This is a genomic window from Methylobacterium organophilum, assembly GCF_022179465.1.
Lineage (GTDB): Bacteria > Pseudomonadota > Alphaproteobacteria > Rhizobiales > Beijerinckiaceae > Methylobacterium > Methylobacterium organophilum.
Genome location: NZ_BPQV01000010.1, coordinates 176,782 through 191,829, shown reverse-complemented (window position 1 = coordinate 191,829; position 15,048 = coordinate 176,782). Strand labels below are relative to the sequence as shown.

Sequence of the window (15,048 nt, the reverse complement as noted above, 5' to 3'; positions counted from 1 at the left end):
CGCTACCTCGCTTCGAAACCGGGATCGAGCTGGAAAGCGGCCGTGCGGGCGAGCGGATTGGCCCGCAGCCGCGGCGGCGCATGTTCGACGCGCAGGGCGATCAGGGTCGCGACCAGGAACAGGCCGCCCTCGGCCGCGAACACCGTCGCATAGGCCTGGACCGGTGCCTCGACGACGAGGCGCATCAGGTCGACGCAGAGCGTGCCGAGGAAGCCGCCCGCCCCGAAAGCGACGCCCTGCGCCGCTCCCCAGACGCCCATGCGGGTGCCGCGCTCCCGCTCGCCCCCGCGCCTGGCCAGCCCCATCATCGAGCCGATGGCCGCGACGGCATAGACGCCGTTGGCGAGGCCGAGGGCGAAGACGCAAGACCGCAGGGGGAAATCCGGCCCCACCGGACCGCCCGCGGCAATGGCGAAGAGGGCGAGCGCCGAGCCGGCGCAGCCGAGCGCCGTCCAGAGCTTCAAGGAGCCGAGCACCGGGCCGCCGATGAAGACGGTGATGCCCGCGACCAGCAGCATGCCGGCGAGCACCCCGCCATGCTGGAGGCCGGCGAGCTTGGTGGTCGCCCCCGGCGTCATCGCGAAGACGAGGCCGGCATAGGGTTCGAGGATCAGCTCCTGCGCCGAATAGGCGAGCATCGACACGAAGATGAAGAGCGTGAAGCGCCGGGCGGCGGGCTCGGCGAGCACCTGCCGCAGCACCGTGAAGAAGGGGCGCTTCGGCTCGGCCTTCGCGGCGGCGGCCGCCTGGTTCCGGGGCTCGATGCCCGTCACCGCGAGCGCGGCCAGCCCGAAGGCCAGCGCCGAGACGGTCCCGGAGACCGCGACGAGGCGGGTCAGCGAGAACGGATCGAGGAAGTGACCGGCGAGCGGCGCCGTCACGGCGAAGCCCGCGATCATCATCACCCAGACGATGGTCGCCGCCGCCCCCCGCCGCTCGGCCGCGACGCCGCCCGCGAGCAGGACGAGGAGCGAGGTGCCGGCCGCGCCGACCCCCATGCCGACGGTGAGGAAGGAGAGGGCGGCGAGCGCGAGCCCGGCGACCGTGTTGGTGGCGGCGAGCGCCGTCGCGACCGCCGCGCCGAAACCGCCGAGGCAGAGCGCGGCCATGCCGCCGAGGATCCAGGGCGTGCGCCGGCCGCCGATATCGGAGCCGTAGCCCCAGCGCGGGCGCAGCACCTGCACCGCGTAATGCAGGGCGATCAGCGCTCCCGGCACGATCGCCGGCAGGGCGAGTTCCACCACCATGACGCGGTTGATGGTGGAGGTCATCAGCACGACCACGGCGCCGAGCGCCGTCTGAACCAGGCCGAGCCGGACGATCTGCCACCAGGAGAAGGACGGCATTCTAGAGCGCTCCCTGCACGAGCGGCCGCAGGGCGAACGCCGCAGCCAGCATGCCGAGAACGTAGAGCGTCGTGCCGGTTCCGTTATACCAGGCGGCCCGCGCGCGGGGATCTTTCAGGAAGCGCGCCATCAGGGCGAGCTGGCCGCCGAGCAGCAGGGCGACGAGGCCCGCATGCCAGGGCCGCTCCCAGGCGGCGAGGCAGGCGATCACCGCGATCTGCGGCAGGGCCATGACGAGGCAGGCGAAGCGCGCCGCCCGGGCCGCGCCGAGCTGGACGGGCAGCGAGCGCAGGCCCATGGCCCGGTCGCCCTCGAGCGACTTGAAGTCGTTGAGCGTCATGATGCCGTGGGCGCCGATCGAGTAGAGCAGGGCGACGACAAGCACCCGCGGATCGGGCAGCGAGGCCGCCATCACCGCCGCGCCGGTGAACCAGGGCAGGCCCTCGTAGCAGATCGCCACCGCCGAATTGCCCCACCAGCCGTTGCGCTTCAGCCGGAAGGGGGGCGCCGAATAGATCCAGGCCAGCGCCAGGCCGAAGATCGCCGCCCCGAGGATCCAGGGGCCGAGGGCGGCGGCGACGAGGAGCGAGAGCAGGGTCCAGCCGGCGGCGAGATAGAGGCCCCAGCGCCCGGGAATGCGGCCGGAGGGGATCGGCCGCTGCGGCTCGTTGATGGCGTCGACCTCCCGGTCGAACCAGTCATTGGCCGCCTGGCTCGTGGCGCAGACGAGGGGGCCCGCCAGCAACACGCCCGCCAGGATCACCGGCCATTGCCCGCTCGCGGGATGGCCCGACGAGACCACGCCGCAGGCGAAGGCCCACATCGGCGCAAACCACGTGATCGGCTTCAGAAGCTCGACCACGGCGCTCGGAGCGGGCGTTTGCATGCCCCGAAGCTATTTTTGACACCCCAGTGTGTCAAGTTTGATTTACAGACTTCGGTGTCAAAACCGACGGTCAGGCCTCGATCTCGCTGCCGTCGAGATCGCCGATGCCGTAGCGGCGCATCTTGGCGTAGAGGCCCTGGCGGCTGAGCCCCAGCATCTCGGCCGCGGAGGCGCGGTTGTCGCGGGTGATGCGAAGGGCCGCCTCGATGCACAACTTCTCGATGAGATCCGTGGTCTCGCGGACCAGGGTCTTCATCGAGACGCGGCCGACGAGCTCGGTCATCTGCTCGACGGAATGCGGCACCTCGCGGGCACCGGCATGGACGGCGGGCACGGTCCGGCGCGGGATCGGCCGGATCGCGAAGCCGAGGCAGGCCCGCTCGCCCCCCGGCACGGAGACCGCGGCGATCTCCACATCCTCCACCGAGCCGAAGGTGCCCCGGGTCACCGTGGAGAAGCGGCGCACGGAGCCGTGCTCGCGCAGGGTCTCGAACAGGGCCTGGCTCTCCATGCCCTCGCGGCCGAGCCAGCGCTCCAGGGGCTGCCCACGCACCTGCTCCTCGGTGGCGAGCTGCACCAGCTCCACGAAGGCGGGGTTGGCCGAGAGGATCCGCCGCGCCGGATCGGTGACGACGAAGCCCTCGGGCATGCGGCGGATCACCTCGAAGGCCTGGCCCCCGATGTTCTCCGTCTCCGCCGCCCCCTGCGGTGCGGAGAGCCGCACCAGCACGCTCGTCGCCTTCTCCCCGCGGAACAGGGAGGCGGAGATACGGGTCTCGCCCCGGCCCTGGCCGAGGCGGGCCAGGAGATCGCTATCCTGCCCCGTCACCCGCAGGCCGGTGAACAGGGCCTGCACCTCGCGGGTGCTGCCGGCCTCGAACAGCTCGACCACGTCCTGCCCGACCACGCGCTTGGCCGCCTTGCCGAGAAGGCGCAGGGCGGCGGGGTTGGCCTCGGTCACGCGCCGCGTGCCCGCATCGACCACCAGCACCGGCTCGCCGGAAAGCTGGAAGAGCAGCTTGTAGCGGGTCTCGGCCGCGCGCAGGCGGTCGTAGTCGCGCTCCAGCGCCTGCTGCGCGTCGGCCAAGCGCCGCTGCAGGGCGGCGACCCCGCGCAGCTCCCGGCCGATCACCACGATGGGGCCGTCCTTCTTCGGCCGCATCGTCGCGTAGCGCACGGGCAGGTCGATGCCGGTGGGGGAGGGATGGTTGACCTGGCGCCACCGGGTCACCGCCCCGGACCCGGCATCCCGCAGCAGGGCGTCGATCTTCGGCCGGCTCTCCACCGTCACCGTGTCGACGAAGCGCTGGCCGAGCCAGGATTCGATTCGCTCGTCGCCGAGCTCGGAGGAGCCGATCACCGTCTCCCGAATCACCCCCTCCGCATCGACGACGAGGGACAGGTCCGTCGTGGCCGCGATCAGGAGGCCAGCCGCCTCTCCATCGAGGACGCCGGAAGCGAGCTGCAATGCCACGGAGGGCTGATGCGGGGCGGATCGGGCCAAGGGGGTCACGTTCACCACGTCGTGAAGTGTCGAACGGGACCTTTCAGCAGGCCCGCGTCCGCATTTCAAGCAAGCTCTCTGCAACTTTCGGGGCAAGTCGACCGTCGGCGGCCGTCGCATCGGCGCCGACGCGTGCGACCTGCTCCGGTTGACGGAGGAACAATGAGCCGCCGACAAGGATCCGAACGCCGGGATTGCGCGAAACCTTGCGCAGCACGGCGATCGTCTCCGCCATGGTCGGGAGGAAGACCTCGCAGGACAGGGTGAGCCCGATCACGTCGAACCACTCGTCCCGCGCGATCTCGACCGCCTGGGGCGACTCCGCCCGGCTCACGGCCCAGCCCGCATCCCGGAAGAAGCTGGCGACCAGGGCAAGGCCGAAGAGATGCGTTTCCTGGGGACAGCCGGCGAGGAGTACCCGCCGGCCATGCTCGGGCAGGCCGTCGCGCTCCATCAGGCTGCAGAGATCGCGGGCGACGGTCTGGAGCCGGTTGAGCCCCAGAGTCACCTGCACGAAATCGCACTCGTCCTCCTCCCACAGCGTCCCGAGATGCCGGGCGGCCGGAGTGAGGAGGTCGAGGAGAAGGCCCTCGACCGAGACGCCCTCGTCGAGCAGCCCGAGCACATGGGGCGCCACGTCCTGGCCCGAGGGCGCGAGGAGCAGGGTGCAGAACCGGGCGATCTGATCCGGGCTCGGCCGCTGCCGGCCGCGCAGCCGCTCGATCGGGGCGGACTCGCGATGGGCGAGCATCAGCCGCGGCAGGATCTCCGATTCGACGAGACGGGCGAGGTCGTCGGGGAAGGGCCCCGGCACCTCCGCGAAAGCGCGGAGCGGATCGAGCGCCAGCAGGATCTCGGGCGTGCAAGGCAGGGCGCAAGGGGATTCGGGCCGGCCGAACTCCTGAAGCGCCGCAGCGAGCTCCATTCGTTCGCCGGAATGCCTCCAGTCTCCCATTGGCGCCTCCCAGGGTTGTTTTTGGACGACCCGTACGCGCAGCCCCGTTTCTTATAGTTTGTTATATCCGGTTGGGCCCACGATACGCTCATCTGACGGCTTGGCAATCGTCGAAATTGTATAATACCCGACACCACTGTCACACTGGTTTTACGTCAAGCGCCATTGACACTCGATGAGGCGCGGTTAGGCTCTTTCGGGAGCAAGGTTCCGCGACAGACGGAGCCGGAAGCGACCGAGGCGAGCGCATGGGCGTCCACACGACCCTGCCGGCAAGACCGCTCTACACGAGCGAGGAACGCCGCCGCCGCGACGCGTCCCGCTGGACCCTGGTCCAGGGGATCCTGGCGCCGCTGCAATTCCTTGTCTTCCTGATCAGCCTCGCCCTGATCCTGCGCACGCTGTTCACCGGGGAGGGCCTAGCGGCGGCCAATGCCTCCGTCGTCGCCAAGACCCTCGTGCTCTACGCGATCATGGTGACGGGCTCGATCTGGGAGAAGGACGTCTTCGGGCGCTACCTGTTCGCCCCGGCCTTCTTCTGGGAGGACGCGGTGAGCATGCTGGTGCTGGCCCTGCACAGCGCCTATCTCGCCGCGTTGCTGACCGGCGCTTTGCCGGGGATACAGCTGCTCCTCCTCGCGCTCTCGGCCTACGCGGCCTATGTCGTCAATGCCGCGCAGTTCCTGCTGAAGCTGCGCGCCGCCCGGCTGGAAGCGCCCGCTCTCGTGGGGGAGGGCGCGCGATGAACGCCCACGCACCTGTCCAGAACGGTGGCTGCGACGTCGCGATCCACCAGGAGCGCGGACAGCGCGCGGTGTTTTGCGGACTGACCGGCATCGTCTGGCTCCACCGCAAGATCCAGGACGCCTTCTTCCTCGTCGTCGGCTCGCGCACCTGTGCGCATCTGATCCAGTCGGCCGCCGGCGTGATGATCTTCGCCGAGCCGCGCTTCGCCACCGCCATCATCGACGAGCGGGACCTCGCCGGCCTCGCCGACATGAACGAGGAGCTCGACCGGGTCGTCACCCGCCTGATCGAGCGGCGCCCCGATATCCGCCTGCTGTTCCTCGTCGGCTCCTGCCCCTCCGAGGTGATCAAGCTCGACCTTTCGCGGGCGGCGCTCCGCCTGTCGCAGCGCCTCGCCCCGGCGGTGCGCGTGCTGAACTATTCGGGCTCGGGCATCGAGACGACCTTCACGCAAGGAGAGGATGCCTGCCTCGCCGCCCTCGTGCCGGAGATGGGGGAGAGCGACGCCGCCGATCTCCTGATCGTCGGCGCGCTGGCCGACGTCGTCGAGGATCAGTTCAGCCGGATCTTCGCCGAACTCGGCCTCGCCGCCCGGTTCCTGCCGGCGCGCCGGGCCGGGGCGATGCCCCCGGTCGGGCGCGGCACCCGCTTCCTCCTGGCCCAGCCCTTCCTCACCGAGACCGCCCGGGCCCTGGAGGAGCGCGGCGCCCGCCGCATCCCGGCACCGTTCCCCCTCGGCGCGGAGGGCACCACCGGCTGGCTGCAAGCGGCGGCCGAGGCCTTCGGCGTCGATCCGGCCCGCTTCGAGGCGGCCACGGCGCCGGGCCGGGCGCGGGCTCGCAAGGCGCTCGCGGCTCATCGGGAGCGGCTCGAAGGCCGCCGCGTCTTCTTCTTCCCCGATTCCCAGCTGGAAATCCCGCTCGCCCGCTTCCTCGCCCGGGAGCTGGGGGCCGAGCCGATCGAGATCGGCACGCCCTACCTGCATCGCGGCCACCTCGCCGCCGAGCTCGCGCTGCTGCCCCGGGGCGCCACGGTGGTGGAGGGCCAGAGCCTCGACGACCAGCTCGACCGCTGCCGGCAGGCGCGGCCGGACCTGACCGTCTGCGGCCTCGGCCTCGCCAATCCGCTGGAGGCGGAGGGGCTGGCGACCAAGTGGTCGATCGAGCTGCTGTTCACGCCGATCCAGGGCTACGAGCAGGCGGGCGACCTCGCCGCCCTGTTCGCCCGGCCCCTGGACCGGCGCGCCAGGCTGGAGGTGTAGCGATGCAGCTCACCGTCTGGACCTATGAGGGGCCGCCCCATATCGGCGCGATGCGGATCGCCACCGCGATGCGGGGCCTGCATTACGTGCTGCACGCCCCCCAGGGCGACACCTATGCCGACCTGCTCTTCACGATGATCGAGCGGCGGGAGGCCCGCCCGCCCGTCACCTACACCACCTTCCAGGCCCAGGATCTCGGCCGCGACACCGCCGCCCTGTTCAAGGACGCGGTCGCGGAGGCCTACGCCCGCTTCGCCCCCCAGGCGATGATCGTGGGCGCCTCCTGCACGGCGGAGCTGATCCAGGATGATCCCGGCGGCCTCGCCAAGGCCCTCGCCCTGCCGATCCCGGTGATCCCGCTGGAACTGCCCGCCTACCAGAAGAAGGAGAACTGGGGCGCCTCGGAGACCTTCTACCGCCTGGTGCGCGCTTTGGCCGGTCCGGCGGTGGAACGCGCCCCGCGGGAGGGGCGGCGCGCCTCCTGCAACCTCCTCGGCCCCACGGCTCTGGGCTTCCGCCACCGCGACGACCTGATCGAGATCCGCAAGATCCTCGACGCCCTCGGCATCGACGTGAACGTGGTCGCCCCCCTCGGCGCCACGCCCGCCGATCTCGGGCGCCTCGGCGCGGCCGATTTCAACGTCGTGCTCTATCCCGAGATCGCGCGCAGCGCCGCGCAATACCTCGAAAAGACCTTCCGCCAGCCCTTCACCGAGATCGTGCCGATCGGGGTCGGCGCCACGACCCGCTTCGTCGAGGCGGTGGCGGCGCTCGCCGGGGTAGATCCCGCGCCGGTGCTCGCCGGCGCGCCCTCGCGGCTGCCCTGGTACGCGCGCTCGGTCGATTCCAACTATCTCACCGGCAAGCGCGTCTTCGTGTTCGGGGATGCGAGTCACGCGCTCGCCATCGCCCGGGTCGCGACGAAGGAGCTCGGCTTCGCCTTGGTCGGGCTCGGCACCTATACCCGGGAATTCGCCCGCGAGGTCCGGGCCGAGGCCGCCGCCCACGGCCTCGAGGCCACGATCACCGACGATTATCTCGACGTCGAGGCGGCGATCCAGGCGGCCCAACCCGAGCTGGTGCTCGGCACGCAGATGGAGCGCCACGTCGCCAAGCGCATGGGGCTGCCCTGCGCGGTGATCTCGGCGCCGGTCCATGTGCAGGATTTCCCGGCCCGCCACGCCCCGCAGATGGGCTTCGAGGGCGCCAACGTCCTGTTCGACACCCTGGTCCATCCCCTGATGATGGGGCTGGAGGAACACCTCCTCGGCATGTTCCGGGAGGACCACGAATTCCATGATGGCGTCGGGCCGTCGCATCTCGGCGCGGCGCCGAGAGCGGCCGGAGACGCCGTGGGACAGGCGCCGGCCGGCTCCTCGCACAAGCCGGCGCCTGCACCGGACACGGCCGCCTCCCAGGCCGCGCCCATCGTCCTCGATGGGACCGCGCCCTGGGCGCCCGAGGCCGAGAAGGAACTCAAGAAAATCCCGTTCTTCGTGCGCGGAAAAGCCCGCGCCAACACCGAGCGCTTCGCCCGCGAGCGCAACCTCGCGCGCATCACTCTCGAGACCCTTTACGATGCCAAGGCGCATTACGGCCGATAGGCCAGAGATCCGCGTCGTCATCGTCACGCTCGACAATCATCTGGCGAGCGCGGTGGAGCGGGCGCGCCTGCGCCTCGGCGCCGAGATGCCCGGGCTCGCCTTGAGCTTCCACGCCGCCGCGGAGTGGGAGACCGATCCGGACACGCTCCGGGCCTGCGAGGCGGATATCGCGCGGGCCGACATCGTGCTCTGCGCCATGCTGTTCCTCGACGAGCACGTGCGGGCGATCCTGCCCGCGCTCCAGGCCCGGCGGGAGGCCTGCGACGCGATGGTCGGCTGCCTGGCGGCGGGCGAGATCGTGAAGATCACGAAGCTCAACCGCTTCGACATGAGCGGCGCCAAGCGCAGCGCCCTCGACTTCCTGAAGAAGCTGCGCGGCAAGCCCGGCGCGGAGGGCAACGCGGCCCGCCAGATGGCCCTGGTGCGCAAGCTCCCGAAGATCCTGCGCTTCATCCCCGGCTCGGCCCAGGACGTGCGGGCCTATTTCCTCACCCTGCAATACTGGCTCGCCGGCTCCGACGAGAACGTGGCCGCGCTGGTCCGCTTCCTGGTGCAGCGCTACGCCGCCGGCCCGCGCAGCCCCTGGCGCGACCTCGCCCCGGCCGCCGCCCCGCTCGATTATCCGGAGACCGGCCTCTACCACCCGCGCCTGCCTGGCCGCATCGGCCAGGATCCGTCGCGGCTGCCGCGGGTGGCGGGGGAGCGCGGCCGGGTCGGCCTCCTGCTGATGCGCTCCTACGTGCTCGCGGGGAACACCGCCCATTACGACGGGGTGATCGCGGCTTTGGAGTCCCGCGGCCTCTCCGTGGTGCCGGCCTTCGCCAGCGGCCTCGACAACCGCCCGGCGGTGGAGGCCTTCTTCCTGCACGAGGGCCGCGCCGCCATCGACGCCCTCGTGTCGCTCACCGGCTTCTCCCTGGTCGGCGGCCCCGCCTACAACGACGCCGCCGCCGCGGAGGCCCTGCTGGCCCGGCTCGACGTGCCCTATCTCGCGGCCCAGGCGCTCGAATTCCAGACCATCGAGCAATGGGAGGCGGGCGAGCGCGGCCTCTCCCCGGTCGAGGCGACCATGATGGTCGCGATCCCCGAGCTCGACGGCGCCACCGCGCCGATGGTGTTCGGCGGCCGCTCCTCGGCCTCCGGGCCGGACAATGCCCGCGACATGCGCGTGCATCCCGAGCGGGCCGACCGCCTCGCGGCCCGCGTGGCGCGGCTGGTGGCCCTGCGGCGCAAGGCCAAACGGGACCGGCACCTCGCCATCGTCCTGTTCAACTTCCCGCCCAATGCCGGCGCGACCGGCTCGGCCGCCTTCCTCTCGGTCTATGCCTCGCTCCTCAACACCCTGAAGGGCCTCGCCGCCGAGGGCTATACGGTCGCGCTGCCGGAGAGCGTCGACGCCCTGCGCGCCGGCATCCTCGAAGGCAATGCCGCCCGCTACGGCAGCCCGGCCAATGTCCACGCCCGCGTCGCCGCCGAGGCGCATGTCCACCGGGAGACGCATCTCGCCGAGATCGAGGCGCAATGGGGGCCGGCGCCCGGCCGCCACCAGAGCAACGGGGCCGAGATCCTGGTGCTCGGCGCGCAGTTCGGGAACGTCTTCGTCGGGGTGCAGCCGGCCTTCGGCTACGAAGGCGACCCGATGCGGCTGCTCTTCGAGCGCGGCTTCGCCCCGACTCACGCCTTCTGCGCCTTCTACCGCTGGCTGAGGGACGATTTCGGCGCCGATGCGGTGCTGCATTTCGGCACCCACGGCGCCCTCGAATTCATGCCCGGCAAGCAGACCGGCCTGTCGGACGGCTGCTGGCCCGAGCGGCTGATCGGCGACCTGCCGAACCTCTATCTCTACGCCGCCAACAACCCCTCCGAGGGCACGCTCGCCAAGCGCCGCTCCGCCGCGACGCTGGTCAGCTACCTCACCCCGAGTCTCGCCGCCGCCGGCCTCTATCGCGGCCTCGTCGACCTCAAGGCCTCGATCGAGCGCTGGCGTGCCCTCGAACCCGAGGCGGAGGCCGAGCGGGCGGCGCTCGCCGCGATGATCCAGAGCCAGGGCGCCGCCGTCGACCTAATGCCGGCCGAGCCCGCCTGGGAGGGCGATCTGGCGGCCCGGGTCGCGGCGCTCGCCACCGCCCTGACCGAGCTCGAGGAGACCCTGATCCCCCACGGCCTGCACGTGGTCGGGGAGGGCACGCCGACCGAGGAGCGGATCGACCTCCTGCTCGCCCTGGCCGAGGCCTCGCACGGGCTCAAGCCCGCGCGCCCCGGCATCGCCCGGCTGGTCGCCGGCGCCGCCCTCGACGTGGCCCTCGACGCCGCCGGCCTGCCGCGGGACGAGACCCATCGCGCCGCCTTCGCGCAGCTCGCCGAGACCGACCGCCTGCTGGCGCAGGACCACGAGGTGCCGGCCCTGCTGCGGGCTTTGGACGGGCGCTTCGTGCCCCCCGTGGCCGGCGGCGACCTCCTGCGCAACCCGGCCGTGCTGCCCACCGGGCGCAACCTGCACGGCTTCGATCCCTACCGCCTGCCCTCGGCCTTCGCCGTGGCGGACGGGGCGCGGCAGGTCGCCCGCCTGCTGGAGCGCCACCGCGCCGACAAGGGCAGCCTGCCGGAGAGCGTGGGCCTCGTCCTCTGGGGCACGGACAACCTGAAGAGCGAGGGCGGCCCCATCGCCCAGGCCCTGGCCCTGATCGGCGCCCGGCCCCGCTTCGACGGCTATGGCCGGCTCGCCGGGGCGGAGCTGATCCCCCTCGACACGCTCCAGCGCCCCCGGATCGACGCCGTCGTCACCCTCTCGGGCATCTTCCGCGATCTGCTGCCGCTGCAGACCAAGCTGCTCGCCGAGGCGAGCTACCTCGCCGCGACCGCCGACGAGCCCGTCGCCGAGAACTTCGTGCGCAAGCACGCCCTCGCCATCCAGGCGGCGCAGGGCTGCGACATGGAGACGGCAGCGCTCCGCGTCTTCTCCAACGCGGAGGGGGCCTACGGCGCCAACGTCAACCACTTGGTCGAATCCGGCCGCTGGGACGACGAGGACGAGCTCTGCGAGACCTTCGCCAAGCGCAAGAGCTTCGCCTATGGCCGCTCCGGCCGCCCGGCGCCGCAGAAGGCGCTGATGAAGGCCGTGCTCGCCCAGGTCGACCTCGCCTACCAGAACCTCGATTCCGTCGAGGTCGGGGTGACCTCCGTCGACCATTACTTCGACGGGCTCGGCGGCATGGGCCGGGCGGTGGCCCGCGCCCGGGGCACCAGCGTGCCGATCTATGTCAGCGACCAGACCCGGGGAGAGGGCAAGGTCCGCTCCCTCTCGGAGCAGGTGGCGCTGGAGACGCGCACCCGCATGCTCAACCCGAAATGGTACGAGAGCCTGCTCGGCCACGGCTACGAGGGCGTGCGCCAGATCGAGGCGCATCTCACCAACACGGTGGGCTGGTCGGCCACGACCAATGCCGTGCAGCCCTGGGTCTACGAGCGCATCACCGAGACCTTCGTACTCGATCCCGCGATGCGCGACCGCATGGCGAGCCTCAACCCCACCGCCTCCGCCCGGGTGGCGAGCCGCCTGATCGAGGCGCATCGGCGCGGCTTCTGGAGCCCCGACGCGGCGACGCGCGACGCCCTCGACCGCGCCGAAGAGGAACTGGAGGACCGCCTCGAGGGCGTGATCCCCGCCATCACCGCAGGAGTCGCGGCATGAACATCGCCATCCGGAACCCCGTGGTCGCGCGCAAGGAGGAGGGCAGCCTGCAGGTCGCCCTCGACCCGAACGACCGCATCGAGACGGCCAAGGTCTTCGCGGTCTACGGCAAGGGCGGGATCGGCAAGTCGACCACCTCCTCGAACCTCTCCGTCGCCTTCTCGAAGCTCGGCAAGCGCGTCCTCCAGATCGGCTGCGACCCGAAGCACGATTCGACCTTCACCCTGACCAAGCGCCTCGCGCCGACGGTGATCGACGCCCTCGAATCCGTGAACTTCCACTCGGAAGAGCTGCGGCCCGAGGATTTCGTGGTCGAGGGCTTCAACGGCGTGAAATGCGTCGAGGCCGGCGGCCCCCCTGCCGGCACCGGCTGCGGCGGCTACGTCGTCGGCCAGACCGTGAAGCTCCTCAAGGAGCATCACCTGCTCGAAGACACCGACGTGGTGGTGTTCGACGTCCTGGGCGACGTGGTCTGCGGCGGCTTCGCCTCGCCGCTGCAGCATGCCGACCGGGCGCTGATCGTCACCGCCAACGATTTCGACTCGATCTTCGCCATGAACCGGATCGTCGCCGCGATCCATTCCAAGGCGAAGAACTACGGCGTGCGGTTGGGCGGCGTCATCGCCAACCGCTCGGCCAAGACCGACGAGATCGACCGCTTCAACGCGGCGGTGGGCCTGCGCCGGCTCGCCCATTTCCCCGATCTCGACGTGGTGCGCCGCTCGCGCCTCAAGAAATCGACGCTGTTCGAGATGGACCCGTCGCCGGAGCTGACCGCCGTGACCGACGAGTACATGCGGCTCGCCGAGACGCTCTGGGCCGGCGCCGATCCCTGCGAGGCCGCGCCGATGAAGGACCGCGACCTGTTCGAATTCCTCGGGTTCGACTGATGAGCACCAGCTACGCCACCCGCCGCTCCCAGCTGGAGACCTATTTCGACCGCACCGCGGTCGAGGCCTGGTCGCGGCTGACCTCGGACGCCCCGGTCTCGAAGATCCGCGCCACGGTGCGGGCCGGCCGCGACCGCATGCGGGCGACGCTGCTCGACTGGCTGCCCGCGGATCTCTCCGGGCAGCGCCTGCTCGACGCCGGCTGCGGCACCGGGGCGCTCGCCGTCGAGGCCGCCCGGCGGGGGGCCGAGGTGGTGGCGGTCGACGTCTCGCCGACCCTGGTCGGGCTCGCCCGCGAGCGCCTGCCGGCGATCCCGGGCGCCGGCCGGATCGCGTTCCGCGTCGGCGACATGCTCGACCCGGCCCTGGGGCGCTTCGACCATGTCGTGGCGATGGATTCGCTGATCCATTACAGCGCCGCCGACATCGTCCGGGCGCTGGCCGTGCTGGCGCCGCGCACCGGCGGCCGCTTGCTGATCACGGTGGCGCCGCGCACGGCCCTGCTCACCCTGATGCATGCGGCCGGCACGCTGTTTCCGAAATCCGACCGGGCGCCCGCCATCGTGCCCGTGACCGAGGGCGCCCTGCGCCGGCGGATCGCCCGCGAGCCGGCCCTGACCGGCTTCGCCCTGGCGCGGACGCAGCGGGTGAATAGCGGGTTCTATCTTTCCAATGCCATCGCGCTGACCCGCGACGACCCTTCACTCCCGGCGGAGAGAGGGGATCTCGGGGGCGGCGCATGAAGTCCGGCCTCGCCATCACCCGCGCCCTGCTGCGCCTCGGCCCGGCCATCCTTCCCTTCGCCGATGCGGCGACGAAGGAATTGCCGCTCGGGCGGCTGATGCGGCTGTCGCTGTTCCAGGTCACCGTCGGCATGGCCGCGGTGCTGCTGATCGGCACGCTCAACCGGGTGATGATCGTCGAGCTCGCCGTGCCCGCCTGGATCGTGGCGCTGATGCTCTCCCTGCCGCTGCTGGTCGCGCCGTTCCGGGCCCTGGTCGGCTTCCGATCGGACACGCACCGCTCCGTGCTCGGCTGGCGGCGGGTCCCCTACATCTGGTTCGGCACGCTGCTGCAATTCGGCGGCCTCGCCATCATGCCCTTCGCCCTGCTGCTGCTCTCCGGCGACACCACCGGGCCGCTCTGGGTCGGGGATGCGGCGGCCGCGCTCGCCTTCCTCCTCGTCGGCGCCGGGCTGCACACCACGCAGACGGTGGGCCTGGCGCTGGCCACCGATCTCGCCCCGGCCCAGTCCCGCCCGAAGGTGGTCGCCCTGCTCTGCGCCATGCTGCTCGCCGGCATGATGGGCAGCGCCGTGATCTTCGGCCTGCTGCTGGCGAATTTCTCGCAGGTCCGCCTGATCCAGGTGATCCAGGGCGCCGCGCTGGCCACCATGGTCCTGAACGGCATCGCCCTGTGGAAGCAGGAGCCGCGCGGGGCCGCCCGGACCGACCGGGCCGCCCCGCGCCCGGCCTTCGCGCCATCCTGGCGCGCCTATGCCCGGGACGGCCGGGCGCGCCGGCACCTCGCCGCGATCGCGCTCGGCACCGCCGGCTTCTCGATGCAGGACATCCTGCTCGAACCCTATGGCGGCCACATCCTCGGGCTCACCGTCTCGCAGACCACGGCGCTGACCGCCATGCTCGCCGCCGGCGGCGGCCTCGGCCTCGTCACGGCGGCCCGCTGGCTCGGCCGCGGGGGCGACCCCTACCGCGTCGCCGCGGCCGGGGCCGGCATCGGCATCGTCGCCTTCTCGGCGGTCGTCTTCGCCGCCCCGCTCGCCTCGACCCGGCTCTTCGCGGTGGGCGTGACGCTGATCGGCGTCGGCGGCGGCCTCTTCGCCCACGGCACGCTCACCGCCTCCATGGAGAAGGCCGGCCCGGAGGATACGGGCCTCGCCCTCGGCGCCTGGGGCGCGGCCCAGGCCAGCGCCGCGGGCCTCGCCATCGGGTCGAGCGGGCTCCTGCGCGACCTCGGCTCGGCGCTCGCCACCTCCGGGGCGCTGGGCGAGGGCATGAACCTGCCCTCCACCGGCTATCTCATCGTCTACCACCTCGAGATCGCATTGCTCTTCGCGACCCTCGCCGCCCTCGGCCCGCTCGTGCGCCGCCGGAGCGCGCGGGCGCCGCGTCCAGACACCCTCGTCAACCAGCCCACCTGATCG

11 protein-coding genes are annotated in these 15,048 nt (G+C 71.8%); 7 read left to right on the top strand and 4 right to left on the bottom strand.

Features of this window, described 5'->3' with window-relative positions; genetic code table 11:
• Positions 1 to 2: 2 nt before the first annotated feature.
• From MFF21_RS17160 to MFF21_RS17145, 4 genes are all read right to left on the bottom strand, one after another.
• Positions 3 to 1,346 carry a BCD family MFS transporter gene (locus MFF21_RS17160; protein ID WP_238312508.1) on the bottom strand — a complete coding sequence of 448 codons (1,344 nt, stop codon included), beginning with the start codon at positions 1,344 to 1,346 and terminating at the stop codon, positions 3 to 5.
• A gap of 1 nt (position 1,347) precedes the next feature.
• Positions 1,348 to 2,232, bottom strand: a complete 885-nt coding sequence (gene chlG, locus MFF21_RS17155) for a chlorophyll synthase ChlG (RefSeq protein WP_238312507.1) — start codon at positions 2,230 to 2,232, stop codon at positions 1,348 to 1,350.
• A gap of 70 nt (positions 2,233 to 2,302) precedes the next feature.
• Complete coding sequence (gene ppsR, locus MFF21_RS17150) at positions 2,303 to 3,736, bottom strand: transcriptional regulator PpsR (protein WP_238312506.1); 1,434 nt, start codon at positions 3,734 to 3,736, stop codon at positions 2,303 to 2,305.
• A gap of 43 nt (positions 3,737 to 3,779) precedes the next feature.
• Entirely contained in the window at positions 3,780 to 4,661 is an 882-nt protein-coding gene (locus MFF21_RS17145; RefSeq protein ID WP_308445687.1) for a cobalamin B12-binding domain-containing protein, read from the bottom strand.
• A 278-nt stretch (positions 4,662 to 4,939) separates the two neighbouring features.
• Between MFF21_RS17145 and bchF the strand changes: the two genes are divergently transcribed.
• The 7 genes from bchF to MFF21_RS17110 are packed head-to-tail and all read left to right on the top strand — an operon-like array spanning position 4,940 to position 15,045.
• Positions 4,940 to 5,437: a 2-vinyl bacteriochlorophyllide hydratase gene (gene bchF / locus MFF21_RS17140; RefSeq protein WP_238312504.1), complete on the top strand. Its 498-nt coding sequence runs from the start codon at positions 4,940 to 4,942 to the stop codon at positions 5,435 to 5,437.
• On the top strand, positions 5,434 to 6,699 hold the full coding sequence (locus MFF21_RS17135; RefSeq protein WP_238312503.1) for a ferredoxin:protochlorophyllide reductase (ATP-dependent) subunit N: 1,266 nt from the start codon (positions 5,434 to 5,436) through the stop codon (positions 6,697 to 6,699). Before bchF ends, MFF21_RS17135 begins: the two co-directional genes overlap by 4 nt.
• 2 nt (positions 6,700 to 6,701) lie before the next feature.
• On the top strand, positions 6,702 to 8,303 hold the full coding sequence (gene bchB / locus MFF21_RS17130) for a ferredoxin:protochlorophyllide reductase (ATP-dependent) subunit B (protein WP_238312502.1): 1,602 nt from the start codon (positions 6,702 to 6,704) through the stop codon (positions 8,301 to 8,303).
• Positions 8,278 to 11,994, top strand: coding sequence for a magnesium chelatase subunit H (locus tag MFF21_RS17125; RefSeq protein WP_238312501.1), 3,717 nt, complete (start codon positions 8,278 to 8,280; stop codon positions 11,992 to 11,994). The genes bchB and MFF21_RS17125 overlap by 26 nt, the downstream gene beginning before the upstream one ends.
• Complete coding sequence (gene bchL / locus MFF21_RS17120) at positions 11,991 to 12,884, top strand: ferredoxin:protochlorophyllide reductase (ATP-dependent) iron-sulfur ATP-binding protein (RefSeq protein ID WP_238312500.1); 894 nt, start codon at positions 11,991 to 11,993, stop codon at positions 12,882 to 12,884. Before MFF21_RS17125 ends, bchL begins: the two co-directional genes overlap by 4 nt.
• Positions 12,884 to 13,627 (top strand): magnesium protoporphyrin IX methyltransferase, encoded by a 744-nt coding sequence (bchM, locus tag MFF21_RS17115; RefSeq protein ID WP_238312499.1) that lies wholly within the window; start codon positions 12,884 to 12,886, stop codon positions 13,625 to 13,627. Before bchL ends, bchM begins: the two co-directional genes overlap by 1 nt.
• On the top strand, positions 13,624 to 15,045 hold the full coding sequence (locus MFF21_RS17110; RefSeq protein ID WP_238312498.1) for a BCD family MFS transporter: 1,422 nt from the start codon (positions 13,624 to 13,626) through the stop codon (positions 15,043 to 15,045). The genes bchM and MFF21_RS17110 overlap by 4 nt, the downstream gene beginning before the upstream one ends.
• Positions 15,046 to 15,048: the final 3 nt, after the last annotated feature.

What these genes read in the sequence shown, in the direction of transcription:
- MFF21_RS17160 (WP_238312508.1), bottom strand. Translation starts at nt 1,346, where the DNA reads ATGCCGTCCTTCTCCTGGTGGCAGATCGTCCGGCTCGGCCTGGTTCAG.
- chlG (WP_238312507.1), bottom strand. Translation starts at nt 2,232, where the DNA reads ATGCAAACGCCCGCTCCGAGCGCCGTGGTCGAGCTTCTGAAGCCGATC.
- MFF21_RS17145 (WP_308445687.1), bottom strand. Translation starts at nt 4,661, where the DNA reads ATGGAGCTCGCTGCGGCGCTTCAGGAGTTCGGCCGGCCCGAATCCCCT.
- bchF (WP_238312504.1), top strand. Translation starts at nt 4,940, where the DNA reads ATGGGCGTCCACACGACCCTGCCGGCAAGACCGCTCTACACGAGCGAG.
- MFF21_RS17135 (WP_238312503.1), top strand. Translation starts at nt 5,434, where the DNA reads ATGAACGCCCACGCACCTGTCCAGAACGGTGGCTGCGACGTCGCGATC.
- bchB (WP_238312502.1), top strand. Translation starts at nt 6,702, where the DNA reads ATGCAGCTCACCGTCTGGACCTATGAGGGGCCGCCCCATATCGGCGCG.
- MFF21_RS17125 (WP_238312501.1), top strand. Translation starts at nt 8,278, where the DNA reads ATGCCAAGGCGCATTACGGCCGATAGGCCAGAGATCCGCGTCGTCATC.
- bchL (WP_238312500.1), top strand. Translation starts at nt 11,991, where the DNA reads ATGAACATCGCCATCCGGAACCCCGTGGTCGCGCGCAAGGAGGAGGGC.
- bchM (WP_238312499.1), top strand. Translation starts at nt 12,884, where the DNA reads ATGAGCACCAGCTACGCCACCCGCCGCTCCCAGCTGGAGACCTATTTC.
- MFF21_RS17110 (WP_238312498.1), top strand. Translation starts at nt 13,624, where the DNA reads ATGAAGTCCGGCCTCGCCATCACCCGCGCCCTGCTGCGCCTCGGCCCG.